General features: G+C 74.4%; 13 protein-coding genes. 7 read left to right on the top strand and 6 right to left on the bottom strand.

Annotated features, from left to right (window positions below):
* Positions 1-29: 29 nt before the first annotated feature.
* The 3 genes from ACI2LY_RS29910 to ACI2LY_RS29900 all read right to left on the bottom strand — a co-directional run bounded on the left by ACI2LY_RS29910 (position 30) and on the right by ACI2LY_RS29900 (position 3,318).
* Positions 30-902 (bottom strand): hypothetical protein, encoded by an 873-nt coding sequence (locus tag ACI2LY_RS29910; protein ID WP_404709836.1) that lies wholly within the window; start codon positions 900-902, stop codon positions 30-32.
* A 97-nt stretch (positions 903-999) separates the two neighbouring features.
* Entirely contained in the window at positions 1,000-2,529 is a 1,530-nt protein-coding gene (locus ACI2LY_RS29905) for a hypothetical protein (protein ID WP_389004532.1), read from the bottom strand.
* Positions 2,530-2,625: 96 nt separating this feature from the next.
* Positions 2,626-3,318 carry a GntR family transcriptional regulator gene (locus ACI2LY_RS29900; RefSeq protein ID WP_404709835.1) on the bottom strand — a complete coding sequence of 231 codons (693 nt, stop codon included), beginning with the start codon at positions 3,316-3,318 and terminating at the stop codon, positions 2,626-2,628.
* A 169-nt stretch (positions 3,319-3,487) separates the two neighbouring features.
* Between ACI2LY_RS29900 and ACI2LY_RS29895 the strand changes: the two genes are divergently transcribed.
* The 5 genes from ACI2LY_RS29895 to ACI2LY_RS29875 are packed head-to-tail and all read left to right on the top strand — an operon-like array spanning position 3,488 to position 7,931.
* Positions 3,488-4,792 carry an MFS transporter gene (locus tag ACI2LY_RS29895; protein WP_404709834.1) on the top strand — a complete coding sequence of 435 codons (1,305 nt, stop codon included), beginning with the start codon at positions 3,488-3,490 and terminating at the stop codon, positions 4,790-4,792.
* Positions 4,789-5,628, top strand: coding sequence for a putative hydro-lyase (locus ACI2LY_RS29890; protein WP_404709833.1), 840 nt, complete (start codon positions 4,789-4,791; stop codon positions 5,626-5,628). The genes ACI2LY_RS29895 and ACI2LY_RS29890 overlap by 4 nt, the downstream gene beginning before the upstream one ends.
* Positions 5,629-5,680: 52 nt before the next feature.
* Complete coding sequence (locus ACI2LY_RS29885) at positions 5,681-6,448, top strand: LamB/YcsF family protein (protein WP_404709832.1); 768 nt, start codon at positions 5,681-5,683, stop codon at positions 6,446-6,448.
* Positions 6,445-7,062, top strand: a complete 618-nt coding sequence (locus ACI2LY_RS29880; protein WP_404709831.1) for an allophanate hydrolase subunit 1 — start codon at positions 6,445-6,447, stop codon at positions 7,060-7,062. Before ACI2LY_RS29885 ends, ACI2LY_RS29880 begins: the two co-directional genes overlap by 4 nt.
* A complete protein-coding gene (locus ACI2LY_RS29875; RefSeq protein ID WP_404709830.1) occupies positions 7,059-7,931 on the top strand; it encodes a biotin-dependent carboxyltransferase family protein in 873 nt (290 codons plus the stop codon). Before ACI2LY_RS29880 ends, ACI2LY_RS29875 begins: the two co-directional genes overlap by 4 nt.
* 18 nt (positions 7,932-7,949) lie before the next feature.
* Here the strand turns inward: ACI2LY_RS29875 and ACI2LY_RS29870 are convergent, their stop codons facing one another.
* Together ACI2LY_RS29870 and ACI2LY_RS29865 are read right to left on the bottom strand one after the other, a co-directional pair.
* Positions 7,950-9,368 carry a HEAT repeat domain-containing protein gene (locus ACI2LY_RS29870; protein ID WP_404709829.1) on the bottom strand — a complete coding sequence of 473 codons (1,419 nt, stop codon included), beginning with the start codon at positions 9,366-9,368 and terminating at the stop codon, positions 7,950-7,952.
* 304 nt (positions 9,369-9,672) lie between these two features.
* Positions 9,673-10,065: an ankyrin repeat domain-containing protein gene (locus ACI2LY_RS29865; protein ID WP_404709828.1), complete on the bottom strand. Its 393-nt coding sequence runs from the start codon at positions 10,063-10,065 to the stop codon at positions 9,673-9,675.
* 220 nt (positions 10,066-10,285) lie between these two features.
* Between ACI2LY_RS29865 and ACI2LY_RS29860 the strand changes: the two genes are divergently transcribed.
* Together ACI2LY_RS29860 and ACI2LY_RS29855 are read left to right on the top strand one after the other, a co-directional pair.
* Positions 10,286-10,480 (top strand): hypothetical protein, encoded by a 195-nt coding sequence (locus tag ACI2LY_RS29860; RefSeq protein ID WP_030810431.1) that lies wholly within the window; start codon positions 10,286-10,288, stop codon positions 10,478-10,480.
* Positions 10,481-10,569: 89 nt separating this feature from the next.
* On the top strand, positions 10,570-12,177 hold the full coding sequence (locus tag ACI2LY_RS29855; RefSeq protein WP_404709827.1) for a hypothetical protein: 1,608 nt from the start codon (positions 10,570-10,572) through the stop codon (positions 12,175-12,177).
* Between the two features lie 65 nt (positions 12,178-12,242).
* Here ACI2LY_RS29855 and ACI2LY_RS29850 read toward each other — a convergent pair whose 3' ends face one another.
* Positions 12,243-13,757, bottom strand: coding sequence for a PLP-dependent aminotransferase family protein (locus ACI2LY_RS29850; RefSeq protein WP_404709826.1), 1,515 nt, complete (start codon positions 13,755-13,757; stop codon positions 12,243-12,245).
* Positions 13,758-13,812: the final 55 nt, after the last annotated feature.

The raw sequence follows: 13,812 nt of genomic DNA, 5'->3' as shown, positions 1-13,812 counted from the left end.
GTGAGGGCTTCGGAAAAGGTGCGGGCGGGTCAGGAGTGGAAGGGCAGTCCGGCGTCGGCCACCAGGTCCAGGTCGTCGGTGTCCTCGGCGGGCAGCAGGCTGGCGGTGCCGCCGGTCTCGGTGACGACGCCCAGCTCCAGCAGTTCGGCGAGCGCGGCGCCGCCCGCCATGTCCCGCACCTGCAACTGGTAGCGGGCGGTGGTGCGGTAGGTGCCGCCGTGGTCGTCGCCGGTGCGCTGGAGGAACCCGGACTCGGTGAGGAAGCCGAGCGCCTTGGCGACGATGCCGGTGGTGGAGGCGGCCGGGCGGCGGGCGTCCTTGGTGGCGCCGGTGGCGCTGCGCCGGGCCCAGATCCGCCAGGCGGACTCGAGGCCGGGGGCGTCGGTGACCGGGTCGGTGTTCTCCCCGGACTCCTCGGCCCGCTCCTCCAGCCTGCGGCACGCCTGCCGTACGAAGGCGTCCACCCCGTTGACCGTGACGCGCCCGATGTAGGAGTCGTCGGCCAGATCCTCGGGGCGCGGGAACGCCAGCGCGGCCACGGACAGGTGGGCGAGGCCGTGCAGGAAACGGTCGGCGGAGTCGGCGGTGGTACGGCGGGCGTAATCCCCCATCCGCACCGCGAACACCGAGTCCTCGGCGGCCGTCACGGCCATCCCCGCACGCGGCGACACCTCCAGCACGACGAGCCCGAGCCCGGTCGCCACCGCGTCGGCGAGCCGCGCGAACGCCCCGTCCTCCCGGTACCGCCGCAGCAGCTCGGTGTACTCCTGGTCCCGCGCGGGCTGCAACTTCGGCTGCAACCCGAACGCCACGAGCCGCGCCGCGTCGGCGGCATCGGCGGGGGTGACGGCCGACGGCGCCGCCGGGGCTTCGACGTCACTCCACTCGACGGGCTCGGTCACGGTCGGATCTCCTCGGGCATCTTGAAAACAGGGTTAAGTGCAGCCCACCCAGGGGCGCGGGGAACTGCGCGATCAACCACAACGGCGGGACAGCCACTCACCCGGCCACCGCCCGATCGCTGGCCATCCCCACCGCATCCAACAAGGCAGTCCCCACGATCAGATCCGCCCCACCAAAATCCGGATCATCCAACTCAGTCCCGTCATCGACAGCGAACAACAACTTCGCCTCCCCCTGCCGATAAGCGGTCCCCACAGCAGGACTGGCCGCGTGAATAGCCATCAGCGCGACGAGATACGCCAGCTCGAACCCCTCCGCACCCCGAGCCTCCGCCAGCAGCCCCGACAACCTCCGAGGAGCGTCAGCCGGAAGATCCAGCAGAGCCCGAGCGGCAGCGACCTGCTGCTCCGAGAACCGACTGTCGTCCGGCGTGGCGATCAGCTCCGGCTCCGGCATCTCCGCCCCGAGATGCTCCCGCTCGACCGGCGGCGTGAGCAGAATGTCGACCAGGTCCCCCACCCGCACCGCCACCGGCGTACGCAGCCCCACCCCGCTGGCGAAGAACGCGTCGGTGACCCGGATCGCCTGCTGGAGCGGCAACGGCAGCGTGGGCGCGACCAGATGCCCGTACAGGTCGAGACCGGAGGTCCCCGTGGGCGTGGCGAACGCCTGCCGGTCCTGCTCGGCGCGGAACAGCGGCCCCGCCTCCAGCAGCCGGGACTGGAGCTGGGTGTGGCGCCGGATGCAGTCCTTGACGATGTCGACGAGTTCCGCGGCGCGCCGCTTGTGCTCGGGCTCCTCCGTCTCGTCGCGGGCCTTGCGGATGTTGGTGAGGATCGCGTTCTCGTGGCGGTAGCGGTCGGCCACGTGGTCCAGCGCCTCGGCGATCATGTCGGGCACGGAGTTGAGCCAGTCGACCGCGCGGACGTTGCGCCGGGTGGCGTCCAGGGCGCGGCGCAGGGTCTCGGAGTACTGCACGGTGCGGTAGCGGGCCTGCTCGGCGGCGAGCTGGGCGTCGGCCAGCCTGCCCCGGTTGATCAGCACCTCCAGCTTGACCTCGGCGGCGATCTGGGCGCTGGTGACGTCGGTGTCGAGGGCGCCGACGAGGACGTTGACCGCTTCGTCGGTGGTGCGCAGGTAGACCGTGCCGCCGGGTCCGGGGACCTCTTCGATGAGCTTGAAGTCGTAGTCGCGGCGGACATAGGTGCCGTCGGAGGCGAAGGTGCCGTACACCGCGCGGAAGCCGCGGTCGGCGCTGCCGACGTTGATCAGGTTCTCCAGCACCCAGCGGGCCACGCGCTCGTGCTCGGCGGCGGTGCGGTGGGGGGCCTGGGCGGCGATGCGGGGGACGAGCCGGGCGACGATCTGCTCGTGGTCGGCGCCGGTGTCGAAGTCCATGTTGAGCGTGACGAGGTCGATGGCGGCGAGCGCCACCTCGGCCATGCCGTACGTCGAGTACTCACCGGCCAGGTTGGCCTTGCGGGCGTCCAGGTCGTGCAGCGGGGCCGTGCAGGCGAGCGCGCGCAGCCGTCGCGCCAGCCCCTCGTCGGCGGCCGGGCCCGGCGCGGGGCGCGGCGCCGCGCTGAGCTGGGGCGGAACGCGGTCCGTCGGTGCAGGCGAAGTCACGGTGCACAGATTAGGTCCTCGGTCCGACAACCACCCAAACGGTGTGGAAGCGACGGCCGTCACAGCGACGCGTGAGGCCCTGCGCCGGGGGGTGTCTCACTCCTCGTCGACCCGGCGCCGGTACACCTCCAGCACGCGTTCGAGGGAGTCGGCGAGGTAGGTCGCCAGCAGCTCTTCCGCCGCGCCCCGGTCTCCGGCGCGCAGGGCGTCGAGGATCTGGCGGTTGCGGGCGAGGTAGGGCTCGTGGAGGCGGCGCGGGTGGTCCACGTGGTGGAAGGCGAGCCGGAGTTCGGCGAACACGCTGCGCATCAGCTCGTCGGTGCGTGCGCTGCGGGCCAGCGCGACCAGTTCCCGGTGGAAGTGGAAGTTGGCCGTCCCCAGCGATTTCCAGTCACTTTCCCGCGCTGACGCCTCCCCCTCGGTGACCGCGCCGACGAGCCCGTCGAGGGCGTAGGGGGGTTCGCCGAGGCCGCGTACGACGGCGCACTCGACCAGCGCGCGGGTGCGGTAGATGTCCTCCACGTCCGCGACGCTCAGCACCCGGACGAAGACGCCCCGGTTGAGTTCGTGGACCAGCAGCCGTTCATGGGTGAGCAGCCGGAACGCCTCGCGCAGGGTGTTGCGGGACACCCCGAGGGCGCCGCCGATGCTGTCCTCCGACAGCCGGGTGCCTGGCGGGAAATAGCCCTCCGCGATGCGGCTCCGGAGGATGTCGGAGACGCGTTCGGCGGTGCTGGTCCGGCCCAGGAGGGCGCGGTCGTCGGCGAGTTGGTGCGACTGCTCTGCCATGCCCGGAATTCAACCGCACGGCCGGGGCCGGGACAACGTACCCATTGAAGGATCGTTGAACGATCCTCTACGGTGCTCGGCACGGCCCTCCCCCACGAGGCCCGTGTCCGCACGACCCCGCACTGCTCACCGACCCGCACCCCCCTCACGCTTCTGCGAGGTGCCGCCCATGAGCACGACTCCCCCTCCCGAGCTGACCGCCGTCCCTGACCAACCCGTCCACGAAGAAGGCCCGTTGGGCTGGTTCCGCGCCCTGGGCCCGCGTGGCCGGCGCGCCTTCGCCGGAGCCTTTGGCGGCTACGCCCTCGACTCCTACGACTACTTCACGCTGCCGCTGACCATGGTCGCGCTGGCCGCGTACTTCCACCTCGACAGCGGCCAGACCGGCCTGTTCACCACCGTCACGCTCGTGGTCTCCGCCGTCGGCGGCGCCCTGGCGGGCATGGTCGCGGACCGGATCGGCCGGGTCCGGGCGCTGATGATCACCGTCGTCACGTACGCGGTGTTCACCGTGGCCTGCGGCTTCGCCCCCACCTACGAGACGCTGCTGCTCTTCCGCGCCCTCCAGGGGCTCGGGTTCGGCGGCGAGTGGGCGGTCGGCGCGATCCTGGTCGCCGAGTACGCGAGCGCGCGGCACCGGGGGCGCACCCTCGGTGTGGTGCAGAGTTCCTGGGCGGTCGGCTGGGGTCTGGCCGCGATCGTCTACACGCTGGTGTTCTCCTTCGTCGGCGAGGACCTCGCCTGGCGGGTGCTGTTCTGGACCGGGGCGCTGCCCGCGCTGCTGGTGGTGTGGCTGCGGCGCGAGGTGAAGGACGCGCCCGAGGCCGCGGCGGCCCGTGAACGCAGCCCGGAACGCGGGTCGTTCACGGCGATCTTCCGGCCGGGCACGGCCGGGCAGCCGGGCCTGCTGCGCGTCACCCTCTTCGCCAGCCTGCTGTCGACCGGTGTGCAGGGCGGCTATTACACGCTGGCGACCTGGGTGCCGACGTATCTGAAGACCGAGCGCGGGCTGTCGGTCGTCGGTACCGGCGGCTATCTGGCGCTGCTGATCTCCGGGGCCTTCCTCGGCTATCTGACGGGCGGCCATCTCACCGACCGGCTGGGCCGCCGCCGCACCATCTGGCTGTTCGCGCTGCTGTCGGCGGTCTGTGTGCTGGCGTACGCGAACATCCCGCCCGGCGCGGGCACCGTGCTGCTGGTGCTGGGCTTCCCGCTCGGCTTCTGCATGTCGGCCATCTTCAGCGGCTTCGGCTCCTACCTGAGCGAGCTGTACCCGGCAGCGGTGCGCGGTACGGGGCAGGGCTTCACGTACAACACCGGTCGCGCGGTGGGCGCGGTCTTCCCGACGCTGGTCGGCTTCCTGGCCGACGGCTGGGGCCTCGGCGGCGCGCTGGCGTTCGGCGCGGCGGGCTACGGGCTGGCGGCGCTGGCGCTGTTCGGGCTGCCGGAGACGCGCGGACGGGAGCTGGCATGACCCGCCCCGACCTGACCGGCGACCGTCCGGTGCTTCTGGACGAGACGGGCGCGCGGGACTGGAGCCCGGCGACCGCGCGGGCCCGCTTCCGGGCGGGCCTGGCGGGCCCCACGGCGGGTGTCGCCGCGGGCCACACCCAGGCCAACCTGATCGCGGTGCCCGCCGAATGGGCCTACGACATGCTGCTGTTCTGCCAGCGCAACCCCCGGCCGTGCCCGGTGCTGGACGTGACGGACGCGGGCGCGGTCACCACCGTCCTGGCGCCGGGCGCGGATCTGCGCACCGATCTGCCGCGTTACCGGGTGTGGCGGGACGGCGAGCTGGTGGCCGAGCCGACGGATGCGCGGGAGTACTGGCGGGACGACCTGGTGGCGTTCCTGCTGGGGTGCAGCTTCACCTTCGAGTGGGCGCTCGCCGGGGCGGGTGTGCCGATCCGCCATGTCGAGCAGGGCCGCAACGTGCCGATGTACGTGACCGACCGGGAGTGCCGTCCGGCGGGGCGGCTGCGCGGGCCGATGGTGGTGTCGATGCGCCCGGTGCCGCCGGAGCATCTGCGGGCGGCGATCCGGGAGAGCGGGCTGCTGCCCGCCGTGCACGGCGGCCCGGTGCACTGCGGCGACCCGGCCGCCCTCGGCATAACCGACCTGGCCCGGCCCGACTTCGGCGATCCGGTGGAGACGGCGCCGGACGACATCCCGGTGTTCTGGGCGTGCGGGGTGACCCCGCAGGCGGCGGTGATGGCGTCCCGGCCGCCGTTCGCCCTCACCCACGCGCCGGGGCAGATGTTCCTGACCGACGCGCGCGACGAGCAGTACCGCGTGGTCGGCGTCGACTGATCCGCGTACCCGAGCGTCGACTGATCCGCGTACCCGAGGAGGTACCTGCCCCATGACCGTGACCGAACCGGTCGATCTCAACGCCGACCTGGGCGAGGGCTTCGGCCGCTGGCTGCTGACCGACGACGAGGGGCTGCTGTCCGTCGTCACCAGCGCCAATGTGGCCTGCGGCTTCCACGCCGGGGACGCGGCCACCATGCGCCGGGTGTGCGAGCTGGCGGCCGCGCGCGGGGTGGTGATCGGCGCCCAGGTGTCCTACCGGGACCTCGCCGGTTTCGGGCGGCGCGCGATGGATGTGCCGTCCGCCGAGCTGGCGGCCGAAGTCGCCTACCAGATCGGCGCGTTGGAGGTGTTCGCGCGGGCGGCGGGCGCCTGCGTGGCGTACGTCAAGCCGCATGGCGCGCTCTACAACCGGGTGGTGCGCGACGAGGAGCAGGCCCGCGCGGTGGTCGAGGGGGTGCTCCTCGCGGACGCCCGGCTGCCGGTGCTGGGGCTGCCCGGCTCGCGCCTGCTGGAGGTGGCCGCGAAGGCGGGCCTGCGCGCCGTGCCGGAGGCGTTCGCGGACCGCGCCTACACCGACGAGGGCACGCTCGTGCCGCGCGACCGGGAGGGTGCCGTGGTCAGCGACCCGGAGGCGGTGGTGGCGCGCTCCCTGGACCTCGCCCGCTCCGGCGAGGTGACCGCGCTCTCGGGAGCCCGCGTCCCGGTACGGGCCCGTTCCCTGTGCCTGCACGGCGACACCCCCGGCGCGGTCGAACTGGCCCGGCGGGTACGGACCCGGCTGGCGTCGGCGGGCGTGCCGGTCGAGGCGTTCGCGTGAGGGCGCTGCCGGTGGGCCCGGACGCGCTGCTGCTGGAGGTGGGCTCGGCCGAGCAGGCGCGGGCGCTGCACGCCGAGTTGCTGCGGCGGCGCGCGGCGGGCTCGCTGTCCGCCCGCGAGATCGTCCCGGCGGCCCGCACGGTGCTGCTCGACGGCGTGGACGACCCGGTACGCCGGGCCGCCGAACTCACCGCCGCCGAGGTGCCGCCCGCTCCCGAGGCCACGTCCGCCCCGGTCGAACTCCCGGTGCGCTACGACGGACCGGACCTCGTCGAGGTCGCCGCGCACTGGGGGGTGGCGCCGCGCGAGGTGGCCGAGATCCACGCGGGCACCGGCTTCACGGTGGCCTTCTGCGGCTTCGCCCCCGGCTTCGGCTACCTCACCGGCCTGCCCGAGCACCGGCACGTGCCCCGCCGGTCCACCCCGCGTACGGCGGTCCCGGCCGGGTCGGTCGCGCTGGCCGGGCCGTACACCGGGGTGTATCCGCGTGCGTCGCCGGGCGGCTGGCGGTTGATCGGCCGTACGGACGCCGTGCTGTGGGACACCGCGCGGGAACCGGCCGCCCTGCTGGCGCCGGGCACGCGGGTGCGCTTCGTCCCGGTGGGGGTCGCGTGACGGACCGTGCGCTGGTGGTGGTGCGGGCGGGGGCGCTGACGACCGTGCAGGACCGGGGGCGGCCCGGCCACGCCCACCTGGGTGTCCCCCGCTCCGGCGCCCTCGACCCGCCCGCGGCGGCGCTCGTCAACCGGCTGGTCGGCAACTCCCCGGACGCGGCCGTGCTGGAGACGACGCTCGACGGCTGTGCCGTACGGGCCCGTTCGGCGGTGACCTTCGCGGTGGGCGGCGCGCCCTGCCCGGTGAGGGTGGGCGGCCGTCCGGCCCCGTGGGGTGCGCCGGTCCGGGTGGCGGCGGGCGAGGTGCTGGAGGTGGGGGCGGCGGTGGCGGGGGTGCGGACCTACGTCGCGGTGTCGGGCGGGGTCGCGGTGGAACCGGTGCTCGGCAGCCGGGCCACGGACCTGTTGTCGGGCCTGGGCCCACCGCCCCTCGCGGACGACGTGGTGCTTCCGCTGGGCCCGCCGACGGCCGCCCCGGCCCGCCTGGACACCGCCCCGCAGCCCGCGCCCCCGGCCGAGCTGGTGCTCCGGGTGACGCCGGGGCCTCGCGAGGACTGGTTCACCCCGCGGGCCCTCGGCACCCTGACGAGCCGTACGTACCGCGTCTCCCCGGCCAGCAACCGCATCGGCCTGCGCACGGAGGGGCCCACGCTGGAACGGGCCCGGTCGGGCGAACTCCCCAGCGAGGGAATGGTGTGGGGGGCGATCCAGGTACCGCCGGACGGCCTGCCCCTGATCTTCCTGGCCGACCATCCCACGACCGGCGGCTACCCGGTCCCGGCGGTGGTCCACCCGGCGGACCTGCCGGGCGCGGCCCAGGCGAGGCCGGGGACTCCGCTGCGCTTCGTGCCCGTACGGGCCCGCCGGTGATCCGACGGGCCCGTCGGCTCACAGGGTCTGCGGGTCCTGTTCGAAGCGGCTGCGGACCGCCGTCTGGACCTCGTCCTCCTCGGCCGGGTCGGCGGCCAGGCGGCGGAGGCGTTCGACGACGCGGGCGTCGCCGGTCTCGGCGTGGCGGGCGGCCAGTTCGCGGGTGGTCTCCTCGCAGTCCCAGAGGCACTCGACGGCGAACCCGGCGGCGAAGGAGGGGTCGGTGGCCGCGAGGGCGCGGGCCGCGCGGCCGCGCAGATGGGAGGAGGCCGTCTCCCGGTAGACATGGCGCAGTACGGGCGCCGCGCAGGCGATGCCCAGGCGTCCGGCGCCGTCGACCAGGGTCCACAGGGTCGGCGCGTCGGGGCCCTCACCCCGTACGGCCTCGCGCAGGGCGCCGAGGACGAGGTCGCTGTCCTGGGCGCCGCCCCGGCAGGCGAGGACACGCCCGGCGGCGGCGCCGAGCGCGTCGGGCCGCTGGGCCCAGCGGCGGGCGCGGTCGACGGCGGCCGGGGTCCGCATCCGCTCGAAGGCGTCGAGGGCGGCGTCCACGACGATCCCGGTCCCGTCCGCGACGGCGGCCTCGACCAGGTCGAGTGTCTCGGGCGCCTCGCTGTCGGCGAGATAGCGCAGGGCGGTGCAGCGGGCGCCGTCGGTGCCCGCGCGGGCGGCGGCGAGGATCTCCGGCCGGTCCTCGGGCGCCGCGACGGCGACCAGGCAGCGGGCGGCGGGGACATGGAGGGCGGCGCCGCGCTCGAGGCCCTGCTGGGCCCAGGCGAAGACGGCGTCCACGCTCCAGCCGGGGCGGGGCCCGGAGGGCCGCATCTGCTGCTGCCAGCGGTCGAAGCTGCCGGCCTCGCGGGCGGCCCGCACACGGGTGGAGACGAAGGCGCGCGGGTCGTCGGCCCACAGGCGCCAGGGCCTCGGTTCGAAGGCGTCGCGGACGGCGGCGGCGAGCTCGGCCTCCCCGGCCGGGTCGGTGCCGAAGCGGGCCAGGACGGGGGCGGCGAGGGCGCGCAGGCCCGCGTCGTCGTCGCGCAGGGCCAGCTCGTCCAGCGCCCAGGCCCAGTTGGCGCCCTGAGCCGCGTACCGGCGCAGCAGGGCGAGCGCGTCGAGCCTGCCGTAGGAGGCGAGGTGGCCGAGGACGGCGAGGGCGAGCCCGGTGCGGGACTCGTCGGTGTGCAGGGCGTCCTCGGGGTCGAGGAGGTGGGCCTCGATGGCGTCCAGCCCGCCGTTCAGGTCGAGGTAGAGGCGCGCGTAGTACAGGGAGCGGTTCTCCACCTGCCAGTCGTGGCGGGGATCGTGGAGCACACAGTGGTCGAGGGCCTGGAGCGCTTCCGCGCGGGGGGCGGTGAGCGCGTGCAGGGTGCCGTCGCCCCGGCCCCGCTGGAGCAGGCCGAGCAGGGTACCGCTGGGCGCTATGACCGGATCGAACATGGGAAACAGCCTCACATCAAGCGTCGACGCAACCGGGGATCACTCATCACCTGGCCGCGTGACACAACGTCGGAGCGCCCGCCGTCTCTTGCTTGCCGCTACCCATTTCTCTGCCTCTCGTCGGGGCCCCTTGCGGGCCGCTTCACGGCCCGCGTGGTGCGGCATCTCCTGCCCAGCCACCACGTCCGTGAATCACGTCGTCATGATGACCCGCGGTTTGTGCCGCCGCGACCGTATTTACGGCGGTCCCCCTCCGCCTCCCCCCGTTGATCTCCGGCCCCTCGCGGAGCCGGTCGTCCAAGTGTCAGCGCGCGCCGAACAGTTCCAGTAGTTCGATCTTGCCGAACATGCGGGCGGTGTCGATCGCCGAGGGGGTTCCCGCGGCCGGGTCGGCACCGCTGTCGAGCAGGGCCCGGATGACCGCGGTCTCGCCCTTGAAGACGGCTCCGGCGAGCGGGGTCTGCCCCCGGTCGTTGATCCGGTCGGCGTCGGCGCCGCGCTGGAGCAGCGCGCGGACCGCGTCGGCGTGCCCGTGGTACGCGGCAAGCATCACCAGGCAGTCACCGCGGTCGTTGGTGAGGCCGACCGGGACACCGGCGTCGACGTAGGCCACCAGTTCCTCGGTCCGCCCCTGCCGGGCGAGATCGAAGATCTTGGTCGCCAGCTCCACGACCTCCGGGTCGGGGGCTTCGCTCATCGGCCGGACCGCCTCTCATGACTTCCGTTCGGGTGAATCGCCAGCGTACTGGCTCGCGCACCGGCGCGGGCGCGCTGCCCGGCCGGGTGACCGGCGGCTCCACCACTCGTGGGAAAAACACCGAATTTCACCCACTTGCACCTTTTATCGTATGGATACATTCTGTGATCCTGGAAGTACTCATGGTGACTGTCCCCCCTTCGACACCAGGAGGTCCCAAATGATCCTCTCCATGTCCGGCGTGGTCCTGCTCGGCATCATCGTCTTCCTGTTCTTCCGCAAGGACGGGCTCAAGGGTTCGCACGCCGTCGTCTCGGCCCTGTTCGGCTTCTACCTGGCGAGCACGGCGATCGCGCCCAGCATCAAGGCGGGCGGCGAGAGCCTGGCGAGCCTCCTCGGCGGCATCAAGTTCTGACCCCGCTCCTCCCCCGAGGCCACGCGGACCGGCGGGTCCCGTCCGAGGGGGAGTCTCCCCACGCCCGTACGCACCAACAGGAGACAGCAGTGGCCCGGCGCCCACTCCCCCGCATTCTGAGCAAGGACAGCGCGCAGCTCGCCCGCACCCAGCTCGCCCGGAGCCGGGAGCTGGCCCGGACGGCGGCCGACAGCGCCACGGACGTCCTCCACCCCCTGATCACCATCTCGCGCGGCCTGCGCCGACTGGCCCTGGTCGGGCGGGACAGGTTCACGGCCACCCCGAAGGACAAGCGGGGGCCCCTGCTGTTCCTGGCCGCCGCCGTGATCATGGCCGTGGCGCTGATGCCGTACGGCCCGCTGCTGGCCGCCGTGTCCCTGATGGTCGCGGCGGCCTGGTACGGACGCGACCACGCCCCGGCCGCCCCCGAGGGCCCCGACGACGCCCAGCTGGAGCGGCTCCAGTCGTTGTACGAGGCCCTGGTGCCGTGCTTCTCCATGGCCGACGACCCGGCCCCGCTGTACGCGCACGGCGGCGAGTGGGGGACGGTGTTCACGGAGCACGAGTTCGACGACGGCGGGCGGCTCGAGCGCGTCGTCATCCGCTACCCGGCGTACTTCCCGGACGGCGACCCGGAGTCCCGCGCGCGGGTCGAGCGGCTGCTGACCGCCAAGGCCGGGCGGGGCCGGGAGTACCGCTTCGCGTGGGAGGAGGAGGGCAACCGGCTCACGCTGAGCGTCCTCGCCGCCCTGCCCACCGGCATCACCGCCCAGCGCTTCGTCACCGCGCCGGGTGAGACGGTGCTCGGCTTCACCGACCCCGACGAGGTGCAGCGCACCCTCCCGCTCTCCTACGGCGAGGAGGAACGCGACGTACCCCCGGTGGTCTGGCGTACCGGCAGCCGCTCGCCCGAGCCGCATCTGCTGATCATGGGCCAGCCCGGCAGCGGCACGTCCACGCTGGTGCGCTCCATCGCCCTCCAGGCGCTGCGGCACGGCGACGTCATGATCGTCGACGGCGGCGGCACGGGTGAGTACTCCTGCCTGATCGGCCGGGAGGGCGTGCTGGCCGTGGAATGCGCCCCGGCGGGGGCGGTGACCGGCCTGGAGTGGGCCGCGCAGGAAACCGAGCGGCGGCTGGTCGCGGTCAACCAGGCCCGGCAGGCGGGCAGTCCGCCGCCGGAGGACACCACACGTCCCCTGTGGGTCCTCCTGGACCGCCCGACCGTCTTCACCCACCTCGCGGAGGCGGAGCACCGCACCGACCCGCAGGCCCTGCTGCAGGTCCCGCTGCGGCACGGGCGGGCGGCGGGGGTGACGGTGGTGGTGGCCGAGCAGTTCGACAGCGCGGACAACCTGAGCGAGGCGATCGGCCAGCACACCCGCGCGCGGGTGGTCCTCGGCCCGTCGTCCCCCCAGCAGGTCGCCGCGTTCCTGGGCGCGCCCCCGCACACCACCCCGCCGGACCAGATCCCCCCGGGCCGCGGCTACGCCCGTCTGGGCTCCGGCCCGGTCCACCGCCTCCAGGTCCCGGCCACCCCGGACCCCTACGACGAGGCGACGCCGGAACCCGCCCGCCAGGCGGTCCTGTCCCTGCTGCCCGCCCGTACGACGCCCGCGGACGGGGAACCGGCCCGCTCGGCGGAGGTGGTCGCCCCCGCCGAACCGGCCGAGGCGATCCCGGCGGACCGCGCCTGACCCCGTACGGCGAACGTGCCCGCTCCGACCCCTCGGAGCGGGCACGTTGACGTCCGGCTGGGCTTCTACGCCACGAACGCCCCCGGCGCCTCGCCGCTCCCATTGACCCCGCTGACCCCCGACTCCACCAGCCGGGCCGCCGACGCCAGCCGGGCCGCCGCCTCGTCCGCCACCGCGCCCCCCACGGTGAACGGCAGCCGCAGGTACCCCTCGAAGGCGCCGTCCACGCCGAAGCGGGGGCCGGAGGGGACGCGGACGCCGACGCGCTCGCCCACCTCGGCGAGCCGGGAACCGGAGAGGCCACCGGCGCGGACCCAGAGGGTCAGACCGCCGGACGGCACCTCGTACTCCCAGTCGGGCAGCTCGCGGCGCAGCGCGGTGATCAGGGCGTCACGGTTCTCGCGGGCCTGGGCGCGGCGGAGCGCCACCGCCTGCTCCCAGCCGCCGCTGCTGAACAGCCAGTGCACGGCGAGCTGTTCGAGGACGGGGGTGCCCATGTCGGCGTAGGCGCGCGCGGAGACCAGGCTGCGGATGACGTCCGGGGCGGCGCGCACCCAGCCGATGCGCATCCCGGCCCAGAACGCCTTGCTGGCCGAGCCGACCGTGATGACGGTGGAACCGGCCGGGTCGAAGCCGCACATCGGGCGCGGCATGTTCCGGCCCAGCTCCTCCTCGAACCACAGCTCGCTCATCGTCTCGTCCGCCACCAGCACGGTCCCGGCCGCGCGGGCCGCGTCCACGAGACGGCGCCGCTGGTCCTCGTCGGCCAGCGCGCCCGTCGGGTTGTGGAAGTCGGCGACGACATAGGCGAGCCGGGGCGCGGCCTCGCGCAGCACCTGGCGCCAGCGGTCGAGGTCCCAGCCGCTGAGCCCCTCGGCCATGGCGACCGGCACGAGCCGGGCGCCCGCCTCCCGCATCAGCTGGAGGATGTTGGCGTAGGAGGGCGACTCCACGGCGATCCGCTCGCCCCGGCCCGCGAAGAGATGGCAGATCGCGTCGATGGCGCCCATCGCACCGGTGGTCACCATGATCTGCTCGGGCATGGTCGGGATGCCCCGCGCGGTGTACCGCTCGGCGATCATGGCGCGCAGCGCGGGCAGTCCGGCCGGATAGTCGCCGTGGGTGTGGGCGTAGGGCGGCAGGTCCTCCAGCGCGCCGGTGACCGCGCGGGTGAGCCAGGGCTCGGGCGCCGGGAGGGCCGCGCAGCCCAGGTCGATCAGGGAGCCGAGCGTCTCGGGCGGGAGGGGTTCCAGTCCGCGCGCGGGCAGCGGGTTGCCCGCCGGGACGGCCGTCCAACTGCCCGCCCCGCGCCGGGACTCCAGGAAGCCCTCGGTGCGCAGGGTCTCGTAGGCGGCGGCGACGGTGGTGCGGCTGACGGAGAGGGCGAGGGCCAGTTCGCGTTCGGCGGGCAGCCGCGCGGCCACGGGGACGCGGCCCTCCAGCACGAGCAGCCGGATGCCGTCGGCCAGGGCGCGGTAGGCGGGCGGGCGGCGCGTGCCGGGGCCGCCGGGGCGGTCCTGCTGGGAGCCGAGGAGCCGGGCGAGCTGCGCGGCACCCACCGCTGAGGTCCAATGTGCCATCGAGATCAGTCCACCTTCCCCGGATTGGCCATGGATGGCCCTCCGTCCCACGCCA

The sequence above is a fragment of the Streptomyces sp. NPDC002176 genome, assembly GCF_044903645.1.
In the GTDB taxonomy this organism is placed as follows: Bacteria; Actinomycetota; Actinomycetes; order Streptomycetales; family Streptomycetaceae; genus Streptomyces.
Note: the sequence above shows the minus strand (reverse complement) of the source record. Positions and strands in the feature narration are given on the sequence as shown.

Excerpts from the sequence above, each read along its gene's own strand:
- ACI2LY_RS29900 (WP_404709835.1), bottom strand. The coding sequence starts at position 3,318 with ATGGCAGAGCAGTCGCACCAACTCGCCGACGACCGCGCCCTCCTGGGC.
- ACI2LY_RS29895 (WP_404709834.1), top strand. The coding sequence starts at position 3,488 with ATGAGCACGACTCCCCCTCCCGAGCTGACCGCCGTCCCTGACCAACCC.
- ACI2LY_RS29890 (WP_404709833.1), top strand. The coding sequence starts at position 4,789 with ATGACCCGCCCCGACCTGACCGGCGACCGTCCGGTGCTTCTGGACGAG.
- ACI2LY_RS29885 (WP_404709832.1), top strand. The coding sequence starts at position 5,681 with ATGACCGTGACCGAACCGGTCGATCTCAACGCCGACCTGGGCGAGGGC.
- ACI2LY_RS29870 (WP_404709829.1), bottom strand. The coding sequence starts at position 9,368 with ATGTTCGATCCGGTCATAGCGCCCAGCGGTACCCTGCTCGGCCTGCTC.
- ACI2LY_RS29865 (WP_404709828.1), bottom strand. The coding sequence starts at position 10,065 with ATGAGCGAAGCCCCCGACCCGGAGGTCGTGGAGCTGGCGACCAAGATC.
- ACI2LY_RS29860 (WP_030810431.1), top strand. The coding sequence starts at position 10,286 with ATGATCCTCTCCATGTCCGGCGTGGTCCTGCTCGGCATCATCGTCTTC.
- ACI2LY_RS29850 (WP_404709826.1), bottom strand. The coding sequence starts at position 13,757 with ATGGCACATTGGACCTCAGCGGTGGGTGCCGCGCAGCTCGCCCGGCTC.